Annotated in this window: 23 protein-coding genes; 21 read left to right on the top strand and 2 right to left on the bottom strand. The window is 40.6% G+C overall.

Features of this window, described 5'->3' with window-relative positions:
• The first annotated feature begins 2 nt into the window (after positions 1-2).
• From KX581_RS04655 to KX581_RS04640, 4 genes are all read left to right on the top strand, one after another.
• The gene (locus tag KX581_RS04655; RefSeq protein ID WP_120872175.1) at positions 3-293 is read left to right on the top strand and encodes a chorismate mutase; all 291 of its coding nucleotides are present in this window, start codon (positions 3-5) and stop codon (positions 291-293) included.
• A 12-nt stretch (positions 294-305) separates the two neighbouring features.
• The gene (locus KX581_RS04650; protein ID WP_231175709.1) at positions 306-1,178 is read left to right on the top strand and encodes a DUF2156 domain-containing protein; all 873 of its coding nucleotides are present in this window, start codon (positions 306-308) and stop codon (positions 1,176-1,178) included.
• On the top strand, positions 1,179-2,864 hold the full coding sequence (locus tag KX581_RS04645) for a bifunctional chorismate-binding protein/class IV aminotransferase (protein WP_231175708.1): 1,686 nt from the start codon (positions 1,179-1,181) through the stop codon (positions 2,862-2,864).
• Positions 2,865-3,087: 223 nt separating this feature from the next.
• Positions 3,088-4,071: an aliphatic amidase gene (locus KX581_RS04640; protein WP_331273827.1), complete on the top strand. Its 984-nt coding sequence runs from the start codon at positions 3,088-3,090 to the stop codon at positions 4,069-4,071.
• A gap of 81 nt (positions 4,072-4,152) precedes the next feature.
• Here the strand turns inward: KX581_RS04640 and flgL are convergent, their stop codons facing one another.
• Complete coding sequence (gene flgL / locus KX581_RS04635) at positions 4,153-6,639, bottom strand: flagellar hook-associated protein FlgL (protein WP_231175706.1); 2,487 nt, start codon at positions 6,637-6,639, stop codon at positions 4,153-4,155.
• Between the two features lie 241 nt (positions 6,640-6,880).
• Here flgL and rplU point away from each other — a divergent pair, with 241 nt between their 5' ends.
• From rplU to KX581_RS04550, 17 genes are all read left to right on the top strand, one after another.
• Complete coding sequence (rplU, locus tag KX581_RS04630) at positions 6,881-7,195, top strand: 50S ribosomal protein L21 (RefSeq protein ID WP_231175705.1); 315 nt, start codon at positions 6,881-6,883, stop codon at positions 7,193-7,195.
• 14 nt (positions 7,196-7,209) lie between these two features.
• Positions 7,210-7,476 carry a 50S ribosomal protein L27 gene (rpmA, locus tag KX581_RS04625; protein ID WP_000940618.1) on the top strand — a complete coding sequence of 89 codons (267 nt, stop codon included), beginning with the start codon at positions 7,210-7,212 and terminating at the stop codon, positions 7,474-7,476.
• A 116-nt stretch (positions 7,477-7,592) separates the two neighbouring features.
• Positions 7,593-9,242 carry an ABC transporter substrate-binding protein gene (locus KX581_RS04620; protein WP_231175704.1) on the top strand — a complete coding sequence of 550 codons (1,650 nt, stop codon included), beginning with the start codon at positions 7,593-7,595 and terminating at the stop codon, positions 9,240-9,242.
• A gap of 10 nt (positions 9,243-9,252) precedes the next feature.
• Positions 9,253-10,257, top strand: a complete 1,005-nt coding sequence (locus KX581_RS04615) for an ABC transporter permease (RefSeq protein WP_000948002.1) — start codon at positions 9,253-9,255, stop codon at positions 10,255-10,257.
• Positions 10,257-11,114: an ABC transporter permease gene (locus KX581_RS04610; protein ID WP_231175703.1), complete on the top strand. Its 858-nt coding sequence runs from the start codon at positions 10,257-10,259 to the stop codon at positions 11,112-11,114. The genes KX581_RS04615 and KX581_RS04610 overlap by 1 nt, the downstream gene beginning before the upstream one ends.
• A gap of 11 nt (positions 11,115-11,125) precedes the next feature.
• On the top strand, positions 11,126-11,989 hold the full coding sequence (locus tag KX581_RS04605; protein WP_000599881.1) for an ABC transporter ATP-binding protein: 864 nt from the start codon (positions 11,126-11,128) through the stop codon (positions 11,987-11,989).
• A complete protein-coding gene (locus KX581_RS04600; protein ID WP_000770461.1) occupies positions 11,986-12,792 on the top strand; it encodes an ABC transporter ATP-binding protein in 807 nt (268 codons plus the stop codon). The genes KX581_RS04605 and KX581_RS04600 overlap by 4 nt, the downstream gene beginning before the upstream one ends.
• An 18-nt stretch (positions 12,793-12,810) precedes the next feature.
• On the top strand, positions 12,811-13,893 hold the full coding sequence (gene obgE, locus KX581_RS04595; protein WP_120872163.1) for a GTPase ObgE: 1,083 nt from the start codon (positions 12,811-12,813) through the stop codon (positions 13,891-13,893).
• Positions 13,894-13,934: 41 nt separating this feature from the next.
• Positions 13,935-14,930, top strand: a complete 996-nt coding sequence (locus KX581_RS04590; RefSeq protein WP_120872161.1) for an alginate lyase family protein — start codon at positions 13,935-13,937, stop codon at positions 14,928-14,930.
• 239 nt (positions 14,931-15,169) lie between these two features.
• Positions 15,170-15,724, top strand: a complete 555-nt coding sequence (locus tag KX581_RS04585) for a YceI family protein (protein ID WP_000738958.1) — start codon at positions 15,170-15,172, stop codon at positions 15,722-15,724.
• Between the two features lie 9 nt (positions 15,725-15,733).
• A complete protein-coding gene (gene hemL, locus KX581_RS04580) occupies positions 15,734-17,026 on the top strand; it encodes a glutamate-1-semialdehyde 2,1-aminomutase (protein WP_120872159.1) in 1,293 nt (430 codons plus the stop codon).
• A 5-nt stretch (positions 17,027-17,031) separates the two neighbouring features.
• Positions 17,032-17,295 carry an AtpZ/AtpI family protein gene (locus KX581_RS04575; protein WP_050842211.1) on the top strand — a complete coding sequence of 88 codons (264 nt, stop codon included), beginning with the start codon at positions 17,032-17,034 and terminating at the stop codon, positions 17,293-17,295.
• Between the two features lie 15 nt (positions 17,296-17,310).
• A complete protein-coding gene (locus KX581_RS04570; RefSeq protein WP_231175702.1) occupies positions 17,311-17,715 on the top strand; it encodes a hypothetical protein in 405 nt (134 codons plus the stop codon).
• A gap of 83 nt (positions 17,716-17,798) precedes the next feature.
• Positions 17,799-18,683, top strand: a complete 885-nt coding sequence (locus tag KX581_RS04565; RefSeq protein ID WP_231175701.1) for a carbon-nitrogen hydrolase family protein — start codon at positions 17,799-17,801, stop codon at positions 18,681-18,683.
• Between the two features lie 12 nt (positions 18,684-18,695).
• Positions 18,696-19,577: a polysaccharide deacetylase family protein gene (locus KX581_RS04560; RefSeq protein ID WP_120872153.1), complete on the top strand. Its 882-nt coding sequence runs from the start codon at positions 18,696-18,698 to the stop codon at positions 19,575-19,577.
• A 45-nt stretch (positions 19,578-19,622) separates the two neighbouring features.
• Complete coding sequence (locus tag KX581_RS04555) at positions 19,623-20,000, top strand: hypothetical protein (protein WP_180629338.1); 378 nt, start codon at positions 19,623-19,625, stop codon at positions 19,998-20,000.
• Positions 20,000-20,965 (top strand): CobW family GTP-binding protein, encoded by a 966-nt coding sequence (locus KX581_RS04550; RefSeq protein ID WP_180629339.1) that lies wholly within the window; start codon positions 20,000-20,002, stop codon positions 20,963-20,965. Before KX581_RS04555 ends, KX581_RS04550 begins: the two co-directional genes overlap by 1 nt.
• 5 nt (positions 20,966-20,970) lie before the next feature.
• Here KX581_RS04550 and KX581_RS04545 read toward each other — a convergent pair whose 3' ends face one another.
• Positions 20,971-22,116: a YbfB/YjiJ family MFS transporter gene (locus KX581_RS04545; RefSeq protein WP_001263617.1), complete on the bottom strand. Its 1,146-nt coding sequence runs from the start codon at positions 22,114-22,116 to the stop codon at positions 20,971-20,973.
• Positions 22,117-22,636: the final 520 nt, after the last annotated feature.

The raw sequence follows: 22,636 nt of genomic DNA, 5'->3' as shown, positions 1-22,636 counted from the left end.
AGATGCAAAAGAATTTGGATAGTCTTTTAGAAAATTTAAGGGCTGAAATTGATGCGTTGGATAATGAATTGAGCGATCTTTTAGACAAACGCTTAGAAATCGCTTTAAAAATCGCTCTCATCAAACAAGAAAGCCCCATTTATTGCCCTAAAAGAGAGCGAGAAATTTTAAAACGACTCGGTCAAAGGGACTTCAAACATTTGAATGGAGAAATTCTTACGGGTTTTTATGCAGAGATTTTTAAGATTTCTAGAAAATTTCAAGAAAACGCCCTAAAAGAGTTAAAAAAATAAAAGAGAGTTGCCATGTTTGAAAAAATTACCCTAGCGCATAAGGACTTGTTTTCAAGGTTTTTAAGCACTCAAAAAATCGTGTTATCAGATGTGAGTTTTACCAATTGTTTTTTATGGCAGCACGCAAGGCTTATTCAAGTGGCTGTGATTAGGGATTGTTTGGTGATTCAAACCACTTATGAAAATCAAAAACCCTTTTATTTCTATCCTATCGGTAAGAATACGCATGAATGCGTGAAAGAGCTTTTGAAATTAGAAAAAAACTTAAGATTCCACTCCCTGACTTTAGAGCAAAAAGACGATTTGAAAGACAATTTTGTAGGGGTGTTTGATTTCACTTATAACAGAGACAGGAGCGATTATGTTTATTCTATTGAAGAATTGATCGCTTTAAAAGGGAAAAAATACCATAAGAAAAAAAACCACCTAAACCAGTTTTTAACCAATTGCGCGAATTTTGTTTATGAAAAAATTTCTCCTCAAAACAGAAAGGAAGTTTTAGAAGCTTCTAAAACGTGGTTTTTAGAAAGCCAAACCGATGATATAGGGCTAATCAATGAAAATAAGGGCATTCAAAGCGTTTTAGAAAATTATGAAAGCTTGGATGTGAAAGGGGGGCTTATTAGGGTTAATGGAGAAATAGTCTCGTTTAGTTTTGGAGAAGTTTTAAACGAAGAGAGCGCGCTCATCCACATTGAAAAAGCCCGCACAGATATTGCAGGCGCGTATCAGATCATCAACCAACAATTGCTTTTGAATGAATTTAGCCATCTAACTTACGCTAACAGAGAAGAAGATCTGGGATTAGAGGGTTTGAGAAGGTCTAAAATGAGCTATAATCCGGTGTTTTTGATAGACAAATACGAAGCGGTTGCTAGAAATTAAATGATTTTTGGGGATTTTAAATATCAAAAAAGCGTTAAAAAACTCACAGCCACTAATCTTAATGAGCTGAAAAACGCCCTGGATTTCATCTCTCAAAATAGGGGGAATGGGTATTTTGTGGGGTATCTTTTATACGAAGCGCGCTTAGCGTTTTTAGATGAAAATTTTCAAAGCCAAACCCCTTTTTTGTATTTTGAACAATTTCTAGAAAGAAAAAAATATTCTTTAGAGCCTTTAAAAGAGCATGCGTTTTACCCTAAAATCCACAGCTCTTTAGATCAAAAAACTTATTTCAAGCAGTTTAAAGCCGTTAAAGAACATCTCAAAAACGGCGATACCTATCAAGTGAATCTCACGATGGATTTATTTTTAGACACTAAAGCCAGGCTAGAGCGGATTTTTAAGGAAGTGATACACAACCAAAATACGCCTTTTAAGGCTTTTATAGAAAATGAGTTTAGGAGCGTTTTGAGCTTTTCACCGGAATTGTTTTTTGAATTAGAGTTTTTAGACACAGCGATTAAGATTATTACAAAACCCATGAAAGGCACGATCGCTCGCTCAAATAACCCCTTAATAGATGAAAAAAACCGATTGTTTTTGCAAAATGATGACAAAAATAGAAGTGAAAATGTGATGATTGTGGATTTGCTGCGTAACGATTTGAGCCGTTTAGCCTTAAAAAATAGCGTGAAAGTCAATCAATTGTTTGAAATCATCAGCTTGCCTAGCGTGTATCAAATGATAAGCGAGATTGAAGCGAAATTGCCCCTAAAAACCAGCTTGTTTGAGATTTTTAAGGCGTTGTTCCCTTGCGGCTCTGTGACCGGATGCCCTAAAATAAAAACCATGCAAATCATTGAAAGTTTAGAAAAACGCCCTAGGGGGGTGTATTGCGGAGCGATAGGCATGGTTGAAGAAAAAAAAGCCCTTTTTAGCGTGCCTATCCGCACTTTAGAAAAAAGAGCGCGCGAAGATTTTTTGCATTTAGGGGTAGGGAGTGGGGTAACTTATAAAAGTAAAGCGCCCAAAGAATATGAAGAGAGCTTTTTAAAATCCTTTTTTGTGATGCCCAAAATAGAATTTGAGATTGTAGAAACGATGAAAATTATCAAAAAGGATCAAAAATTAGAGATTAACAATAAAAACGCCCATAAAGAACGCTTAATGAATAGTGCCCAATATTTCAATTTCAAACATGATGAAAATCTTTTAGACTTTGAATTAGAAAAAGAAGGGGTTTTAAGGGTCTTACTCAATAAAAAGGGCAAGCTCATTAAAGAATACAAAGCCTTAGAGCCTTTAAAAAGCCTAGAAATTCGTTTGAGTGAAGCCCCCATTGATAAGCATAATGATTTTTTATACCATAAGACCACTTATGCCCCTTTTTATCAAAACGCCCGAGCGCTCATTAAAAAAGGCGTTATTTTTGATGAAATCTTTTATAACCAGGATTTGGAACTCACTGAGGGTGCTAGGAGCAATCTTATTTTAGAAATCCACAACAGGCTTTTAACCCCTTATTTTAGTGCGGGCGCGTTAAACGGGACGGGTGTTGTGGGATTGTTAAAAAAGGGTCTTGTTGGGCATGCCCCTTTAAAATTACAAGACTTGCAAAGAGCGGCTAAAATCTATTGCATCAATGCGCTATATGGCTTAGTGGAAGTGAAAATCAAACAACCATAAAATAGAGCGGCTAAAACCTCATTTTTTAAAAATAGGTTACTAAATAGAGCAAAAAAGTTAAAACTCGCCCAGAATAATCATAATGATTAAAGTTTTCATATTCATTATAGATCCATTTACACAACTATTTTATAAATTCAAGTAGAGGGTTTGTAGGAACTCTCAATCAAAAAATAAGGAACATAACATGAGACATGGAGATATTAGTAGCAGCCCAGATACTGTGGGTGTAGCGGTAGTTAATTATAAGATGCCTAGACTCCACACTAAGAATGAGGTGTTGGAAAATTGTCGCAATATCGCTAAGGTGATTGGTGGGGTCAAACAGGGTCTGCCCGGGTTGGATCTGATCATTTTCCCCGAATACAGCACGCATGGGATCATGTATGACAGACAAGAAATGTTTGACACAGCCGCAAGCGTTCCTGGAGAAGAAACCGCAATCTTTGCTGAGGCTTGTAAGAAAAACAAGGTTTGGGGAGTGTTCTCTTTGACAGGGGAAAAACACGAGCAAGCTGAAAAGAATCCCTATAACACTTTGATTCTTGTCAATGATAAGGGTGAGATCGTGCAAAAATACCGCAAAATCTTGCCTTGGTGCCCTATTGAATGTTGGTATCCTGGGGATAAAACTTATGTGGTTGATGGGCCTAAGGGCTTGAAAGTTTCTTTGATCATTTGCGATGATGGAAACTACCCTGAAATTTGGCGCGATTGCGCGATGCGTGGGGCAGAACTCATTGTGCGCTGTCAAGGTTACATGTATCCGGCTAAGGAGCAACAAATTGCGATAGTGAAAGCTATGGCGTGGGCTAATCAATGCTATGTAGCGGTAGCGAATGCGACTGGTTTTGATGGGGTGTATTCCTATTTTGGGCATTCTAGCATTATTGGTTTTGACGGGCATACTTTGGGCGAATGCGGGGAAGAAGAAAATGGCCTTCAATACGCTCAACTTTCCGTGCAACAAATCCGTGATGCGAGAAAATACGACCAAAGCCAAAACCAACTCTTCAAACTCTTACACAGAGGTTATAGTGGGGTTTTTGCTAGTGGCGATGGGGATAAGGGTGTGGCGGAATGCCCTTTTGAGTTCTATAAAACTTGGGTTAATGACCCCAAAAAAGCTCAAGAAAATGTAGAAAAAATCACTCGCCCAAGCGTGGGTGTGGCCGCTTGTCCTGTGGGCGATTTGCCCACGAAATAAAGGGCAAAAGGAGGGGGGCTTCATAGAAGCTTAAAAGCATTTTAATACCTCTTTTTAGAACGCTTAAAAACCACCAAAAGGTTACAAATATTTCGTTAAAGACAAGTTATTGATTTTGTTCGTGGAAGCCAAAACAGCGTTATAATTGTTAGTGAGATTGGAAAATTTGTTGTAAGTTTCTGCCATATCCGTGCCGGTCGTTTCCCCACGAATGCTTTGAACTTGCGTTTTTAAAACTTCATTACGCCTGATAATGTTCTCAAACGCCTTGCCATGAGCACCGTTTTTAGCGATCATTTTTTCTATGTGATCGCTCAAGTGATCTATAAGGGTGATGCCGTTTTGAATGCCTAAATTACGCATATCGCTAGAATAAGTATCCCCTAAAGCGTCCGGGCGATAAATCCCTTTTCTTACAGAAGTGATGGTATTTTCTAATTGATCAAAAAAATTCACGCTGGGCTTGTCAATAATTAAAGCGTTATTAGCGTTTAATTTAAGGCTTGGTTTGTCGCTGTGCAAGGCGTTTTGAGAAAAATCATTCGCGTCTTTATCAAAAAGCATGAACTGCATTTTGGTGTTTGAATGCATGTTGTCTTGGATAATGACTTTTCCCTCTTCATTCAAATTAACAGAAAGGTTGTCTTTAGCTTGTTTTAACAATTCAATAAAGCGCTCCTTGCTTTCTTTGGAAGTGGGGTTATCGCTGATTTGTTGGTAGATGGCAGGGTCAGTATTGCTGTAATTGAGCGCGATACTCATCGCATCCATAAGTTGCCTGTAAGTTACTTCATTGGGTTTAGAAGCTTGAATATCAGCGCTTGTGGGGTCATAAAGCGGGATTTTAATTCCATTAGGCAAACTCAAAAAAGCCCCATTATTATCCAAGATCATTTGCGCTTCCAAAAATAAGCCATTCACATCGTTTAATTTCATGTTAAAAACGCTATTTTCTAAACTCCCCTTAGAGACTTCACTCAGTTTAGTAGAGCCATTAGCTGCGCCATTTTGAGCGGTTTGAGCGACATTGCTTTCTAATTTTGCCCCTTCTTTATTGAAGTAGGTTTTTTGGTATTCGCTCGCGTTATTAGTAGGGATACCAGCCACTTCTAGCCCTTTTTGATCTAAGGTGCTTAAAGCAAAAGAAATAGGCGATTGGTTAGAAGAATTGTCAATAATCCTCAAACGCCCGTTTGTTTCAATTTCCACATCCACTTCATTATTGAAGCGTTTTTTGATTGCGTCTTTCAAATCTTTAATCGTAGAATTTTTCACGTCTAAAAGAATGGGAATATCCAAATAAACAGGGAGGTTTGGGATTTTAATAGTGCTTTCATCGTCCAAGCGGCTAGCGTTGATTTTTAAAGTTTCCACCTTATCGCCAAAAATCTCGCTCAATTTAGTGTTTTTGTTGGCTAAAACATTGTCTTTAGTGATAAACACGCTAGGGATTTCAAGCGTTTTTGGGTTATACATGTTAGGAACCGCTTTAACTTGGCTCAAACTCCTATCCGTTACAAACGCGCTTTTGACATATTCAGTAACCCTTTTGCCGCTCGAACGCAAGGCGTCTAAATCATCAAAATCCCCATCGCTAGAAATCAAATGAAAATCCAAATTTTCACTGCCGGGGGTTAGATTTTTGATCTCAATTTGCCCCCAATTATTCAAGCTCACATCCACGACTTTATTTTGCGAAGTGTTCCCGTAAGCATGACCGATTTTATCTAACAAATCGCTCACTTTAGAGGCACTCTCTTTGTTTTGATAGGCTTTAGAGAGCGCGAATTTTTCTTTAAAACTAGAGCCATCAGGCCTAACGCCTTGCAAATAAAAAAACTCTTTAGGGTCGTTGGTGGGATCTTTATCGTTATCGCCGATGAGTTCTCGCAAGGTATCACCGGGTTTAATAAAAACTTCTTCAGGCAATGAAGAATGCTCTAAAGCGTCCATCACATCAGGGTGGAGCTTGTTTTGATTGAATAATTTAATGTTGGTGGTGATGAGTTTGTGCTTGTCTTTATCTGTGCCTAAAAACAAATCTTGCCCGCTGATATTATAAGGCACAAGGTTATCAGAGCTAATGAGCGTGTTTAAATCTTCGCCATTGCCATGGTATTTCCCATTACTATCAATGGGAGGTCTATCCACCTTACTGCCCCCAAATAAAAATTCCCCCCCTATGGAGGTGTTAGCAACATTCATCATATGCTCCCTCAAGCGTTCTAAATCGTTAGCGATAGCGGCACGAGAAGTCTCTGAATGCACATCGTTAGCGGATTGGATGAGCTTGGTTTTAAATGCCTCCATCGTTTTAGAAAATTCTTGCAAGGCTTTGTCGGTATTGAGCGTTGAAGTGTAAGCGTTTTGAGCCACATCAATGCCTTGATCTAAGGTGTTTTCTTCGTATTGGAATTTTAAATTCTGGTTGTTAATGTCGCTGTTTTGATAACCATAACGGATTTTTAGCCCTGAAGCGATCTGCGTGTTAGCGTCGTTGATTTTATTTTGTAAAGCGTTTTGATAATTATTCATTTGGTTGTATTTTGAGCCAAAGGTAACGCGCATGATCAAATCCTTATTGGTTTTTTAACAAACAAGCTAAAAGTATTCCAAAACAAGTTAATAGCAATTGTAAGTGGTTTGAGTGGGGCAATGCGGGTTAATAATGGTGGGTTAAATGGGGTGTTTTTGAGTAAAAAAATTCTTTTAATGTGGATTTAATCTCAATTTAAAGTTACATTTTAGCAAATACTCACTATAATAAGCGTTTATTTTAAAAAGAGCGTTCAATTTTTAAGGAATAGAAATGTCATACGCAATATTCAAGCATGGCGGTAAGCAATATAAAGTCGTTGAAGGCGATATTGTTTTATTGGATAAAATGGATAAAGAGCCTAAGGCTTTAGTGGAATTAGTGGAAGTGTTAGCCGTATCCAAAGAGGGCAAGCTCTCTTGCGGGAAACCCTTTGTGAATGGGGCTAAAATTGAAGCGGAAGTGATCAATGAAGGACGCGGCAAAAAAGTCATCACTCTCAAAAAACGCCGCCGAAAAGACAGCAAAACCAAGCGTGGTTTTAGAAGAGATTTCACTCGCGTGAGAATCACTAAAATTGTAGCATAAAGGAGTATTAAACAATGGCACACAAGAAAGGTCAAGGGAGCACGCAGAATAACAGAGATTCTGCAGGAAGACGCTTAGGCGTGAAAAAATTTGGCTCAGAGTTTGTGAGAGCAGGGAATATTATCGTGCGCCAAAGAGGCACTAAAATGCATCCGGGTAATAATGTGGGCATGGGGAAAGACCATACCTTATACGCGCTCATAGATGGCGTTGTGAAGTTTGAGCATAAAGACAGAAACCGCAAGAAGGTTTCTGTGGTTAGTCAAAATTTTGGGGAATAGGGTAACCTTTAAAGGTTAATTAAACCTTTGGGTGTTTGTGAAACACCTATAAACGCCATAAAATATTTATAATTTAGATCTCTATCCTTTATAGAATTTGTTGTGGAGATTGGCTTATGAATAATGTTTTTGTTAAGGGTTTGTTTTTTTTTCTTTTGTTGTTTGGGTTCTTTTTGAAAGCCTCAGAAAGCCCAAACGCCACTCTTAATCCATCTAAAGAAAATGTTTCTGTTGAAGAGCAAAAGCGTTTTGGAGGCGTTTTAGTTTTTGCAAGAGGCGCTGATGGCTCGAGCATGGATCCTGCATTAGTGACTGATGGCGAAAGCTATGTGGCAACAGGCAATATTTATGACACGCTCGTGCAGTTCAAATACGGCACCACAGAAATTGAACCAGCCTTAGCGACAAGCTGGGAAATATCCTCAGATGGTCTTGTATATACCTTTCATTTACGCAAAGGGGTTTATTTCCACCAGACGAAGTATTGGAATAAAAAAGTAGAGTTTAGTGCTAAAGATGTGCTGTTTTCGTTTGAGCGTCAAATGCATAAGGCTAAACGATACTACAGCCCAGGGGCTAAAAGCTATAAATACTGGGAAGGCATGGGCATGTCTCATATTATTAAGAGCATTGAAGCTTTAGATGATTACACGATCAAATTCACGCTTAATGGGCCAGAAGCCCCGTTTTTAGCCAATTTAGGCATGGATTTTTTGAGCATTTTGAGTAAGGATTACGCTGATTATTTGGCTCAAAATAATAAAAAAGACGAGTTGGCTAAAAAGCCTGTTGGGACAGGGCCTTTCAAATTCTTTTTGTGGAATAAAGATGAAAAAATCATTCTTTTAAAAAATCAAGATTATTGGGGGCCTAAAGCTTATTTAGATAAGGTGGTGGTGCGCACCATTCCTAATTCTTCCACTCGCGCTTTGGCGTTAAGAACCGGTGAAATCATGCTAATGACCGGGCCTAATCTCAATGAAGTGGAGCAGTTAGAAAAACTTCCTAATGTCGTGGTGGATAAAAGCCCTGGGTTGTTGGCGAGTTGGCTTTCGTTGAACACGCAAAAAAAGTATTTTAACAACCCTTTGGTGCGTTTGGCTATCAACCATGCGATTAATGTTGATGATTACATTAAGGTGATTTATGAAGGCTTTGCCCAAAAAATGGTCAATCCTTTCCCGCCCACCATATGGGGTTATAACTACAACATCAAACCCTATGAATACGATTTGAAAAAGGCTAAAGAGTTATTGAAACAAGCGGGCTATCCTAACGGCTTTAAAACCACCATTTTTACCACTTCCACTCGTAACCCAAAGGGAGCGGTGTTCATACAAGCGAGCCTGGCTAAAATTGGCATTGACGTGAAAATTGAAGTGTATGAGTGGGGGGCTTATTTGAAAAGAACGGGCTTAGGCGAGCATGAAATGGCGTTTGCAGGCTGGATGGCAGACATTGCGGATCCGGATAATTTCTTATACACCTTATGGAGCAAGCAAGCCGCCTCAGCTATACCCACTCAAAATGGTTCTTTTTATAAGAGCGACGCCTTTTCCGATCTGCTCATAAAGGCTAAACGGGTTTCGGATCAAAAAGAGAGGGAAGCCCTTTATTTAAAGGCTCAAGAAATTATTCATAAAGACGCGCCCTATGTGCCTTTAGCCTACCCTTATTCAGTGGTGCCGCACTTGTCTAAAGTCAAAGGCTATAAAACGACCGGAGTGAGCGTGAATCGCTTCTTTAAGGTGTATTTAGAAAAATAAAAGGGGTTGCATGCTGAGTTTTATCATTAAGCGTATTTTGTGGGCGATTCCCACGCTGTTTGGAGTGAGCATTATCGTGTTTATGATGGTGCATTTAGTGCCAGGAGATCCGGCGTTAGTGATTTTAGGCGAAAAGGCCAATCAAGCCGCTATTGACGCTTTAAGAGAGCAATTTGGCTTGAATAAGCCCTTGATAGAGCAGTATTTTTTCTTTATCAATAATGTGTTGCATGGCAATTTTGGCACTTCTATCATGACTGGTGAGCCTGTGATGCATGAGTTTTGGCAACGATTCCCGGCTACGGTGGAATTAGCTTTGATCGCTCTGTTTATGGCTCTTGTTTTGGGTATTAGCGTTGGCGTGTTAGCTGCGATCAAACGCTATAGCGTGTTTGATTATTCTAGCATGACTTTCGCTTTAGCCGGGATTTCTATGCCGGTGTTTTGGCTAGGGCTTATGCTGATTTATATCTTCAGCGTGCAATTGGGGTGGTTGCCTGTTTTTGGGCGTTTGAGCGATGTGTATTATTTAGATGGCCCCACAGGTCTTTATTTGATAGACAGCCTGATCGCAAGGGATTATGGGGCGTTTGTGGATACCATCAAGCACTTGATTTTGCCTAGCATTGTGTTAGCCACGGTTTCTACCGCTGTTATTGCCAGAATGACTCGCGCGAGCATGGCAGAAGTGTCTAAAGAAGATTACGTACGCACCGCTAAAGCTAAGGGGTGCAGCTCCTTTAGGGTGATTTTTGTGCATACTTTGCGTAATGCGTTAATCCCTGTAACGACTATCGCAGGCTTGATGTTGGCCGGGCTTTTAGGGGGGAGCATGATAACTGAAACGGTTTTCTCATGGCCTGGGATTGGTAAGTGGATCGTTAATGCGCTCAACCAGCGCGATTTCCCGATTATCCAGTCCATGTCTTTGATTATTGCCATGATGTATATTGGGGCTAATCTCTTAGTGGATATTTTATACGCTTTTATTGATCCTAGAATAAGGTTGTCATAATGGAGTCTTTTAGAGAATTTATCCAACAATTCAAAAAAAATAAGGCGGCAGTAGTTGGCGCATGGATTGTGCTTTTATTGGTGGTTTGCGCGATTTTTGCGCCCCTTTTAGCCCCGCATGATCCTTATGTCCAAAACGCACAAGATCGCCTTTTAAAACCTATATGGGAGCATGGGGGGAACGCGAAATACCTTTTAGGCACCGATGATTTGGGGCACGATATTTTGAGCCGCTTGATCTATGGGGCTAGGATTTCTTTAACCATAGGGATTGTTTCTATGGGGATTGCGGTCTTTTTTGGCACGATATTAGGGCTAATAGCGGGGTATTTTGGAGGGAAAACAGATGCAATTATCATGCGTATCATGGATATCATGTTCGCTTTGCCATCCATTTTATTGATCGTGATTGTGGTCGCTGTGTTAGGGCCTTCACTCACTAACGCCATGCTCGCTATTGGGTTTGTGGGGATTCCTGGATTTGCACGATTGGTGCGCAGTTCTGTGCTAGGCGAAAAAGAAAAAGAATACGTGATCGCTTCTAAAATCAATGGCTCTTCGCATCTTCGTTTGATGTGTAAGGTGATCTTCCCTAATTGCATTATCCCTTTGATCGTGCAAACGACAATGGGTTTTGCTTCCACGGTTTTGGAAGCGGCCGCGCTGAGCTTCTTAGGTCTTGGGGCCCAACCTCCCAAACCTGAATGGGGAGCGATGCTGATGAACTCCATGCAATACATCGCTACCGCTCCTTGGATGCTTGTTTTCCCTGGGGTGATGATTTTTTTAACGGTCATGAGTTTTAATCTGGTAGGCGATGGTATCATGGACGCTTTAGATCCTAAACGAGCCTCTTAAAAGGAGCTTGCATGATTTTAGAAGTTAAAGATTTAAAAACTTATTTTTTCACCGATAAGGGCGTGAATAAAGCAGTAGATGGCGTGAGTTTTGGCTTGAAAAAGTCTCAAACGCTCTGCATTGTAGGGGAGAGCGGGAGCGGGAAAAGCATCACTTCGCTTTCTATTTTGGGGTTGATTGAAAAACCGGGTCAAATTGTGGGGGGGAGCATTCAATTTTTAGGGCAGGATTTGTTGCAGCTCAAAGAAAAACAGATGCAAAAAGAAATCAGAGGCAAAAAAATTGGCATGATCTTTCAAGAGCCTATGACGAGCCTAAACCCTTCCTACACGGTGGGGTTTCAAATCAATGAAGTGTTGAAAATCCACCACCCTAACCTTAATAAAAAAGAACGCTTAGAAAGGGTGGTCTATGAGTTAGAGCGCGTAGGCATTCCCCATGCAGGGGACAAATACCATGAATACCCTTTCAATCTCAGCGGAGGGCAGCGCCAAAGGGTGATGATCGCTATGGCTATGGTGTGTGAGCCTGAAATCTTGATCGCTGATGAGCCTACGACGGCGTTAGATGTAACCATTCAAGCGCAGATTTTAGAATTGATGAAAGAGTTGCAGCAAAAAAAAGGCACTTCTATTTTGTTTATCACCCATGATTTAGGCGTGGTGGCGCAAATCGCTGATGAAGTGGTGGTGATGTATAAAGGGCATGTGGTGGAGCAAGCGAGCGCCAAAGAGCTTTTTGCTGATCCAAGACACCCTTATACGAAAGCTCTTTTAAGTGCGATCCCTAAACCGGGCAAAGAATACCGCAAAAAACGCTTAGAAACCGTGGATGAAAATATAGATTATTTGAGTTTTCCAAAGGAGTTACGATGAAGCTCTTAGAAATTAAAGAATTGAAAAAATCCTATGCGATAGACAGGGGGTTATTCAAGCCTAAAAGAGTGATTTGTGCGCTCAATGGGATCAGTTTTGAAGTGGAACAAAATGAAGTTTTAAGCATTGTGGGGGAGAGCGGTTGCGGGAAAAGCACGACAGCCAAAATTTTAGCCGGGATTGAAAGGCAAGATAGTGGGGCGATTTATTTCAATGGTAAGCGCCATTTGCATTTTAGCAAACAGGATTGGTTTGATTACCGCAAAAAAGTGCAAATGATTTTCCAAGACCCTTATTCTAGCCTAAACCCTCGGTGGAAAGTGGGCGAGATTATCGCTGAACCCTTGCTGTTAAATTCTCACTTTTCAAAAAAAGAAATCAAAGCAAAAGTGCTAGAGATCATGCAAAAAGTGGGCTTGAAATTAGAATGGATCGATCGTTACCCTCACCAATTTTCAGGCGGTCAAAGGCAACGAATCGGCATTGCTAGGGCACTCATTTTGCATCCTAGCGTGGTGATTTGCGATGAGCCTGTGTCTGCACTAGACGTGTCCATTCAAGCGCAAGTGCTGAATTTGCTCTTGGATTTGCAAAAAGAAATGGGGCTGACTTATATTTTTATCAGCCATGATTTAGGGGTGGTGGAGCATATTAGCGATAAAATCATCGTGATGAATCAAGGGCAAATCGTAGAAACCGGGGATGTGGATAGCGTGATAAGCGCTCCAAAGCACCCTTATACGCAGAAATTACTCAATGCGGTGCCGCATTTGGAAAAATCCATGCAAAGATTTGCCAAATAAAAGAAAGGGTATTAAGCTGTGTTTGTAGATAGCGTGGAAATCATCATCGCTTCGGGTAAGGGGGGGCCTGGAATGGTGAGTTTTAGGCGAGAAAAGTTTGTCATCAAAGGAGGCCCTGATGGGGGCGATGGAGGCGATGGAGGCGATGTGTATTTTGAAGTGGATAACAATACCGACACTCTAGCGAATTTTAGAGGCACTAAACACCATAAGGCTAAAAACGGGGCTCCAGGAGGCACACGAAATTGCGCGGGCAAAAAGGGCGAAGACAAAATTATTGTCGTGCCACCAGGAACGCAAGTTTTTGTAGGTGACGAGTTGTGGCTTGATTTGATCACGCCTAAAGAAAGGGTGTTAGCCTTAAAAGGAGGCAAGGGAGGGTTAGGGAATGCGCATTTTAAAAGCGCGACTAAACAGCAACCCACTTACGCGCAAAAAGGCTTAGAGGGGGTTGAAAAAAGCGTGCGTTTGGAATTAAAGCTCATCGCTGATATAGGGTTAGTGGGCTTCCCTAATGCGGGTAAATCCACGCTCATTTCCACCATCTCTAACGCTAAGCCTAAAATCGCTAACTATGAATTCACGACTCTAGTGCCTAATTTAGGGGTTGTGAGCGTAGATGAGAAAAGCGAATTTCTAATGGCGGATATTCCTGGCATTATTGAAGGGGCTAGTCAAGGAAAAGGCTTAGGGATTAGCTTTTTAAAGCATATTGAACGCACCAAAGTTCTAGCTTTTGTTTTAGACGCTTCTAGGCTGGATTTGGGTATTAAAGAGCAATACCAACGCTTGAGGTTGGAGTTGGAAAAATTTTCACCCGCTTTGGCCAATAAGCCTTTTGGGGTGTTGCTCAATAAATGCGATGTTGTAGAAAACATTGATAAGATGACTGAGGATTTTTGTGCCTTTTTAAACTTAGAAGCGCAAAAATTAGAGGCGTTTGGTTTAGAGCCGTATTTAGGGTTTTTACACCCCCATTTAACCAGCGATTTTGAAAATCACCCCAATGAAAAATCAGCACTCTTTGTCTTACCTCTTTCAGCGGTTAGCACCCTTAATGCGCATGCGCTTAAATTTGTGTTGTTGGAAGCGTTACCATAAAACGCTATCTTTAAAATAATCCATTAAAATAAAGGCGAGGAATGAAAAGATTTGTTTTGTTTTTATCACTCATGTGTGTTTGCGTTTGCGTTCAAGCTTACGCCGAGCAAGATTACTTTTTTAGGGATTTTAAATCTACAGACTTGCCCCAAAAACTCCATCTTGATAAAAAGCTCTCCCAAACAATACAGCCATGCGCGCAGCTTAACGCATCAAAACACTACACTTCTGCTGGGGTTAGAGAGCCTGATGCCTGCACAAAGAGTTTTAAAAAATCCGCTCTCATGTCTTATGACTTAGCACTAGGCTACTTAGTGAGCAAAAACAAACAATACAGCTTAAAAGCTATAGAAATTTTAAACGCTTGGGCTAAAGAGCTTCAAAGCGTAGACACTTATCAGAGCGAGGATAATATCAATTTTTACATGCCTTATATGAACATGGCTTATTGGTTTGTCAAAAAGGCGTTTCCTAGCCCAGAATATGAAGATTTCATTAAGCGGATGCGTCAGTATTCTCAATCAGCTCTTAACACTAACCATGGGGCGTGGGGCATTCTTTTTGATGTGAGTTCTGCGCTAGCGTTAGATGATTATGCCCTTTTGCAAAATAGCGCTAATCGGTGGCAAGAGTGGGTATTTAAAGCCATAGATGAGAATGGGGTTATTGCTAGTGCGATCACCAGGAGCGATACGAGCGATTATCATGGCGGCCCTACAAAGGGCATTAAGGGGATAGCTTATACCAATTTTGCGCTTCTTGCGCTAACCATATCAGGCGAATTGCTTTTTGAGAACGGGTATGATTTGTGGGGTAGTGAGGCCGGAAAAAGGCTCTCTGTGGCGTATAACAAAGTTGCAACATGGATTTTAAACCCTGAAACTTTCCCTTATTTCCAGCCTAACCTTATCGGGGTGCACAACAACGCCTATTTCATTATTTTAGCCAAGCATTATTCTAGCCCTAGTGCGGATGAGCTTTTAAAGCAAGGCGATTTACACGAAGATGGTTTCAGGCTGAAACTCCGATCGCCATGAGTTTTTTTGTATTCAAGATGATAGCGATAGCCATGCGCTTTAATCTTTTTATGAATGATTCAGAATGTTTGGTTCAGTCAGCATTATTTACAAAAAGAGTTTAAAATAAACGCAATTGTATCTCTTGAGTCGTCTTTAGAGTGCAAATGATTATCAAAATGAATCGTTTTAGTTGTAAGCGTGTTTATTTACACTAAAATAATAAGCGTTATTGATAAGACCACATTAAAGGATAATGAATGAAAAAAATGGTTTTGGTATCGGTTTTACTAGCAGGGTTTTTGCAAGCGGTGAATTTGGATTTATCTTCGGCTAAGCTAACATGGACAGCCTTTAAAACTAAGGCTAAAACACCAGTAAATGGGAGTTTTGAAAGCATCACCTATAAATTGGGTAAATCTCAAGATAGTTTAAAAACCCTTTTAGAAGGAGCGAGCGCGAGCATGGATAGCTTGAAAGTCAATTTAGGCGATGACACTAAAAACAAAAATGTGAAAGAAGCTTTTTTCGCTCTTTTTAAAAACACTAACATCAAAGTAACTTTCAGGAATGTGATAGAAGGCGATCATGAAGGTTCTCTTACGGCTTATGTGAGGATGAATGAAAAGCTGGTAAAAGTGCCTATGCAATACACGATTGCTGAGGATAAGCTCGTGGTTAAAGGGGTCTTGGATTTGTTGAATTTTGGCTTGAAAAACGAATTAGCGAGCTTGGCTAAACGATGCGAGAGTTTTCATGAGGGCTTGACTTGGTCGCAAGTGGAAATCCAATTTGAAAGCATGATTAAGGGATAATGTAAAATCATGGAGTTGTTGCACAGCATTAATGATTTTAATGAAGCCAAGCAGGTGATCGCTGGGGGGGTCAATTCGCCTGTGAGAGCGTTTAAGAGCGTTAAAAGCACTCCCCCCTTTATTTTAAAGGGTAAGGGGGCGTATCTTTATGATGTGGATAACAACCATTATATAGATTTTGTGCAAAGCTGGGGGCCTTTGATTTTTGGGCATGCTGATGAAGAGATTGAAGAAAATATTATTAATACATTAAAAAAAGGCACTTCTTTTGGCGCTCCCACGGAGTTAGAAACCACTTTAGCTAAGGAAATCATTTCTTGTTATGAAGGCTTAGATAAGGTGCGCTTAGTGAGTAGCGGCACGGAAGCGACCATGAGCACGATACGACTCGCTAGAGCTTTTAGCCAAAAAGATGATTTGATCAAGTTTGAAGGGTGCTATCATGGGCATAGCGATTCGTTATTAGTGAAAGCGGGTAGCGGGTGCGCTACTTTTGGCTCTCCTTCTTCTTTAGGCGTGCCGAACGATTTTAGCAAACACACTCTAGTGGCTCGTTATAACGATTTAAACTCTACAGAAGAGTGCTTTAAAAAAGGCGATGTGGGTTGTGTCATCATTGAACCCATTGCCGGGAATATGGGGTTAGTGCCGGCTCAAAAAGAGTTTTTACTGGGCTTAAAGGCTTTGTGTGAAAAATACCAAGCGGTGCTGATTTTAGATGAAGTGATGAGCGGGTTTAGAGCGAGCTTGAGCGGTTCGCAAGAATTTTATGGCGTGGTGCCGGATTTGGTAACCTTTGGTAAGGTGATAGGTGCGGGGCTTCCTTTGGCGTGTTTTGGGGGGCGTGCGGAAATTATGGACTTGCTTTCGCCCATTGGAGGGGTGTATCAAGCAGGCACATTGAGCGGTAACCCCCTAGCGGTGTGTGCGGGGTTGAGTGCGCTTTATAAAATCAAAAGAGACAAAACCCTTTATACCCGCTTAAACGCTTTAGCCGTTCGTTTGACTCAAGGTTTAAAAAAGAGCGCTCAAAACTATAACATCGCTTTAGAGACGCTTAACATGGGGAGCATGTTTGGCTTTTTCTTTAACGAAAATGCGGTGCGTGATTTTGATGACGCTTTAAAAAGCGATACGGAGATGTTTGCAAAATTCCACCAAAAAATGCTTTTTAAGGGCGTGTATTTGGCATGTTCAAGCTTTGAAACCGGCTTTATTTGTGAGCCTATGACTGAAGAGATGATTGATTTAGCGGTTGCAAAAGCCGATGAAAGTTTTGATGAAATCATAAAAGGTGTGTGAATTTTTTGAAAAAGCCAAAGTATTATAAATTCATAGAGGGGGCGAATTATTTGAGCTTGGGGCTTTCTATGGTGGTAGCGATCCTTATGGGCGTGGTTATAGGCTATGGGCTTAAAAAACTCACTCATGTTTCGTGGCTTTTTTGGCTTGGGGTTATTTGGGGCGTGTTAGCGAGCTTTCTCAATGTCTATAAAGCTTATAAAAGCATGCAAAAAGATTATGAAGAATTAGCCAAAGACCCTAAATACACACAAAACAAAACAAAATAAATCCAATCAAAGCCCATGTGCCAAATCCAATGCTTGCTTATTTTACTTTCTATTAATATAGTTAGCACGATCATCGTTTATTTTTTCCAAGCGTTTCAAGGGGTTTTGAATTTTGAAGGGGGGTTTTTAGGGTTTTTTATCGTGGCGTTGTCTTCGTATTACGGCGTTAAAAAGCGTTTGGATTTAAGGAAACAAAATTTAGGAGAAAAAGAAGAAAAGCAAAAATTCCAAAAATTCGCCCTAGGTTTGGAAATGTCTTTCAATGTGTGGCGTTTAGGGGGGTATGGGGTTTTACTAGGCATTTTAGGAGCGCTTTTATTCTTGCATCTTTTTAACGGGTTAATCTTTCTTATCGGCGTGTTTGTGAGCTCGCTCTCTAGTGCGTTATTACGATTTTTAAACAATAATGGTAAGTTTTGACACAAACTCGTATGGATTTTAACCCCTTTAATCCTCTTTTAATTTCTAATGCTATACAATAAAAACAAAAATGGGAGTGGATCTTGAAAACAAAAAATCCCGCTAAAAGAATCCTAAAAACGGCTGTGATTCAAATGCAATCCAAACCCTACGCCTTAAGTGAAAACCTGCAATTAGCGCTCAATCTCGCCAAAGAAGCCCGCGACAAAGGTGCAAATCTCATTGTTTTACCGGAATTGTTTGATAGCGGTTATTGCGTGAATGATAAGGATGCGGATTTTGGGATAGATCTTAAAGCGATAGAGCATGGCGAAAAAACGCTAAAAAACGAGTCGTTGAACGCGTTAAGCGATTTTGCAAAATCTAATAAGGTGCATTTAGTGGCGTGCAGCATTGAAAAAACGGATAAAAAACTCTACGACAGCGCTTATATCATTCCACCAAAAGGCGGGATCGTTGGAAAACACCGCAAGATTTATTTGTGGGGCGATGAAAAATCGCGCTTCAAAAGGGGTAAAAAATATGAGATTTTTACGCTGGATTTTGGGGATTTTAGTGCGAAAGTGGGTTTGCAAATTTGCTATGAAATCGGCTTTGGCGTGGGCGCGAATCTTTTAGCGTTACAAGGGGCGGAGGTTTTAATCTATCCTAGCGCGTTTGGCAAAGCTAGGGCTTATAATTGGGATTTGTTGAGCAAGGCTAGAGCGTTAGAAAATGGCTGTTTTGTGTGCGCGTGCAATCATAGTGGGGAAGAAACTAACGCTCAATTGAAACAAACGCTAGAGTTTGCCGGCGATTCAAGAATCATCGCGCCCAACGGGAAAATCATCGCACAAGCCACCAAGCTTAATGAAGTCATTATCGCCGAAATGGATTTAAACGAAGTGGCACTGCAACGCCAAAAAATCCCTTATTTACAAGATTTTGACACCAAACTCACCAAAAAGGGGTTTGGAAAACTCACTTAAAAAGGAGCGATTATGGCAAAAGAAATTTTAGTGGCTTATGGCGTGGATATTGATGCGGTGGCTGGTTGGCTAGGGAGCTATGGTGGGGAGGATTCGCCTGATGATATTTCGCGCGGGCTTTTTGCGGGTGAAGTGGGGATCCCACGGCTTTTAAAATTGTTTAAAAAATACCATCTCCCGGCGACTTGGTTTGCGCCTGGGCATTCTATTGAAACTTTCCATGAGCAAATGAAAATGATTGTGGATGCAGGGCATGAAGTGGGTGCGCATGGGTATTCGCATGAAAACCCTATCGCTATGAGCGCTAAGCAAGAAGAAGACGTTTTGTTAAAAAGCGTTGAGTTGATTAAAGATCTCACCGGCAAAGCCCCCACAGGCTATGTGGCGCCGTGGTGGGAGTTTTCTAATATCACTAATGAATTGCTTTTAAAACACGGCTTCAAATACGACCACTCGCTCATGCACAATGATTTCACGCCCTATTATGTGCGCGTGGGGGATAGTTGGAGCAAGATTGATTATAGTTTGGAAGCCAAGGATTGGATGAAACCTTTAATCCGTGGGGTGGAAACCGATCTGGTGGAAATCCCTGCGAATTGGTATTTGGACGATTTACCGCCGATGATGTTTATCAAAAAATCCCCCAATAGTTTTGGTTTTGTAAGCCCGCACGATATAGGGCAAATGTGGATCGATCAATTTGATTGGGTTTATCGTGAGATGGATTATGCGGTGTTTAGCATGACAATCCACCCTGATGTGAGCGCCCGCCCGCAAGTGTTGCTCATGCATGAAAAAATCATTGAGCATATCAACAAGCACGAGGGCGTGCGTTGGGTAACATTCAATGAAATCGCTGATGATTTCTTAAAACGAAACCCTAGAAAAAAATAGCGATAACGCCAAAAGATTTTTGGCGTTTGATTAAAAGGTTGGAAGATGTGCGTTTTATGCGGGGAGCTTATCAGTTCTTTTCATTGGAGTGATGAAAATTATGGGAGCGATAGTTATGAGATTGATGAAAATTTGAGAGAGCCAAATGTGCTTATTAGCGCGAATGAAAATGCTAGAGAACGCAAAAGAGCGCGGCTCAAACGAGTGGGATTGCTCAATCAAATCCTGGCGTTTTATGGGCTAAAAATTAATGATTGGCAAGGTGCGAAATTTGTGCTGTGCGATAAAAAAGGGCAGAGCGTGATCGTGAATGATTTAGGCGATTTGTGGAATAAGGCGCAAAAATTAGCCAAAAAAGAAATGGACGTGCTAGATTCTAATTTATTAGCGTTTTTAAACCAACAGACACACGCCACTCACTGATGCCCAAAATCCCTATCACGCTCATCACCGGTTTTTTAGGTAGCGGTAAAACGAGTTTTTTGAGCGAATATTTAAACCAAACAGATCACCAAGGCGTTGCTTTGATTATCAATGAAATCGGTCAAGCCGCTTTGGATCAGCGCATCTTAAGCGTTCAATATTGCGGTGAAAAAATGCTCTATCTTAACGCAGGGTGCGTGTGTTGCAACAAACGCTTAGATTTAGTGGAGTCTCTAAAAGCCACGCTCAACAACTATGAATGGCGCGGCGAAATTTTAAAGCGCATCATCATTGAAACCACCGGTTTAGCCAACCCGGCGCCGATTTTATGGACGATTTTGAGCGATGTTTTTTTAGGGGTGCATTTTGAGATTCAAAGCGTGGTGGCTTGCGTGGATGTTTTGAACGCTAAAACGCATTTAACAAACAACGAAGCTAAAGAGCAAATCGTTTTTGCTGATAGCGTTTTATTGACCAAAACGGATTTGCAAAACGACAGCAGGGCTTTAATAAAATTAAAAGAGCGGATACAAGCCCTTAACCCTAGCGCAGAAATTTTTGACAAGAAAAATATAGATTACGAAAGCTTTTTTTCGTGCAACAATAGGGCGCGAAATTTTATGCCAAGAATGCCAAAAGATTCGCACTCGCAAGGCTTTGAGACTTTAAGCATTAGGTTTGAAGGCACGATGGAGTGGAGCGCGTTTGGGATTTGGCTGAGTTTGTTGTTGCATCAATACGGCACGCAGATTTTACGCATAAAGGGGATTATTGATATTGGAAGCGATCTTTTAGTGAGTATTAACGGCGTGATGCATGTCATTTACCCGCCTAAACATATTTTAAAGGATCAAAACGGCTCTAACCTCGTTTTTATCATGCGCCATTTAGAGCGTGAAAAAATCTTAAATTCCTTAAAGGGTTTTAAGGATTTTCTCGGCATCAAGGGTTTTGAAACCCCATAATTTTTCTATTTATTGGTAGCCGTTTGCATTTTAATGGGGAAAAGAACGATAAAGCTTAAAACCAAACACACCCCACAAATAACAAAAATCAAAACATAGCCCAAATCCCCTAAAAAGATCGTAAAAAGATACGAGAAAAGCGCTTGGAAAATGCCAAAAGAAAACACCACCCACGAAGACGCTTGAGCGAAATGCTTCGCGCCTGCAATTTTTAAAGCCATCATGCTGAATAAATTGATATTGGCGGTTGTGGCCGCTCCCATTATAAAGATGCTTAAATTGAGTAAAGAGATTTGGTGGAAAAAAATGGGCAAAAAGCATGCGATAGATTTTAAAATGAGGATAAAGATATTGGCGTTTTTAGCCCCTAGCTTTTGAGCCATGGGGCCGCTGATTAAAGAACCAAGCGTAGCGCCAAAGCCAAAAAATGCCCATGAAGTTCCAGCGATAGTGGGGGAGATATTTAAATGGCGGATCAAATAATCCACCCAAAAAAGCGTGTGCGGTAAAAAACCAATCGCATTGAGCGCGCAAGAAATGAGCAATAACCACAAATGAAAGGGGATTTTAAATGCGCTTTCTTCTTTTTTAACGGATTTTTTCCTTAAAGAACGGGTTTTTAACCCCACTAAGGAAAGGATGAAGGCTATCAGACAACTGCCCCCTAAAAAAATCCATGCCCATTTGATATTATAAGAGCTGATCCAAGGCAGAACAAACCCGCTAAAGACAGATCCAATGCCTACAGCGCTAAAAATAAGCCCTCCCACTAAGGCTTTTTTATGTTCTTTGACATAGGGCAAAGAGAGAGGAGCGACTAAAATCATTAACGCGCTGCTAGCCACACCAGCGATAAAACGCCAGATCCAAAGCCAAAAGAAAGGGATACTATCAAAATAACAGACTAAAAAACTCAAAGCGATTAAGCCAAAACTGATTTTAGCGATGCTTTCTAATGACATTAACGGGCTTAAAAATTGGATTAAAAAACTCCCAAAAACATAGCCCATTAACACCGCAATACCCAGTTGGAAGCTTTGGTGTGGGGTTAAACTCCCTGATAAAATGAGTAGGGGGATTAAAACCACATAGCCAAAACGAGCCAAGCCGTTAGACACAAAAACCCCTAAAAAGCAAACAAACACGCGCATTTTGATCCTTAACAAACGACAATATAAAAAAACAAGATCTTATATTATATTAAAACTTGTTAATTGATAGTGCATAATAAAAGCGAGATGAGAATAAATTTAAGGAGCGTTCATGCTATTTAGTGAGCGCACGTATCATTAAAGAGGCCCCACGATTGAATGAAAAAGAGTTGGTTATTAGCGTTATAGAGCTTGTGTCTAAAGCACTTCATAAAAATAAGGCTTCTTTGCGGTGGTTTTCATTGCTGAAACAGAGATTAATAACTATGGGCTAGGCTTAAAGGAAAGCATCACTGAGAAAAAGTAGAGTTGAACGCTTAAGTTATTTTTTATAGCGGTTTAGAGGGTTAGCATGCGATTGTTGCGTTCTTTTTAGGCGTTATGGGTAGTTTATAAAACAGCTCGCTATGACTGCATGAGTCATAAAAAAGCGTTGCTTTTCACTCTATAAGTGCCAAGAATTTTAAAAATTTGGCTAAACACTAGGATTTCACAATCTCAGTAAAATCGCTAAAGTCCT

It is taken from the genome of Helicobacter pylori, from assembly GCF_021062735.1.
Classification (GTDB): domain Bacteria; phylum Campylobacterota; class Campylobacteria; order Campylobacterales; family Helicobacteraceae; genus Helicobacter; species Helicobacter pylori_DN.
The sequence above is the reverse complement of the archived record's forward strand: the minus strand, read 5'-3'. Positions and strand labels throughout refer to the sequence as shown.

Bases quoted from the DNA above. Each gene is read 5' to 3' on its own strand.
- KX581_RS04655 (WP_120872175.1), top strand. From the start codon at position 3: ATGCAAAAGAATTTGGATAGTCTTTTAGAAAATTTAAGGGCTGAAATT.
- rplU (WP_231175705.1), top strand. From the start codon at position 6,881: ATGTCATACGCAATATTCAAGCATGGCGGTAAGCAATATAAAGTCGTT.
- KX581_RS04590 (WP_120872161.1), top strand. From the start codon at position 13,935: ATGAAAAGATTTGTTTTGTTTTTATCACTCATGTGTGTTTGCGTTTGC.
- KX581_RS04620 (WP_231175704.1), top strand. From the start codon at position 7,593: ATGAATAATGTTTTTGTTAAGGGTTTGTTTTTTTTTCTTTTGTTGTTT.
- KX581_RS04555 (WP_180629338.1), top strand. From the start codon at position 19,623: ATGTGCGTTTTATGCGGGGAGCTTATCAGTTCTTTTCATTGGAGTGAT.
- rpmA (WP_000940618.1), top strand. From the start codon at position 7,210: ATGGCACACAAGAAAGGTCAAGGGAGCACGCAGAATAACAGAGATTCT.
- KX581_RS04560 (WP_120872153.1), top strand. From the start codon at position 18,696: ATGGCAAAAGAAATTTTAGTGGCTTATGGCGTGGATATTGATGCGGTG.
- KX581_RS04650 (WP_231175709.1), top strand. From the start codon at position 306: ATGTTTGAAAAAATTACCCTAGCGCATAAGGACTTGTTTTCAAGGTTT.
- KX581_RS04645 (WP_231175708.1), top strand. From the start codon at position 1,179: ATGATTTTTGGGGATTTTAAATATCAAAAAAGCGTTAAAAAACTCACA.
- KX581_RS04605 (WP_000599881.1), top strand. From the start codon at position 11,126: ATGATTTTAGAAGTTAAAGATTTAAAAACTTATTTTTTCACCGATAAG.
- KX581_RS04600 (WP_000770461.1), top strand. From the start codon at position 11,986: ATGAAGCTCTTAGAAATTAAAGAATTGAAAAAATCCTATGCGATAGAC.
- KX581_RS04545 (WP_001263617.1), bottom strand. From the start codon at position 22,116: ATGCGCGTGTTTGTTTGCTTTTTAGGGGTTTTTGTGTCTAACGGCTTG.
- flgL (WP_231175706.1), bottom strand. From the start codon at position 6,639: ATGCGCGTTACCTTTGGCTCAAAATACAACCAAATGAATAATTATCAA.
- KX581_RS04570 (WP_231175702.1), top strand. From the start codon at position 17,311: ATGTGCCAAATCCAATGCTTGCTTATTTTACTTTCTATTAATATAGTT.
- hemL (WP_120872159.1), top strand. From the start codon at position 15,734: ATGGAGTTGTTGCACAGCATTAATGATTTTAATGAAGCCAAGCAGGTG.
- KX581_RS04610 (WP_231175703.1), top strand. From the start codon at position 10,257: ATGGAGTCTTTTAGAGAATTTATCCAACAATTCAAAAAAAATAAGGCG.
- KX581_RS04550 (WP_180629339.1), top strand. From the start codon at position 20,000: ATGCCCAAAATCCCTATCACGCTCATCACCGGTTTTTTAGGTAGCGGT.
- KX581_RS04615 (WP_000948002.1), top strand. From the start codon at position 9,253: ATGCTGAGTTTTATCATTAAGCGTATTTTGTGGGCGATTCCCACGCTG.
- KX581_RS04585 (WP_000738958.1), top strand. From the start codon at position 15,170: ATGAAAAAAATGGTTTTGGTATCGGTTTTACTAGCAGGGTTTTTGCAA.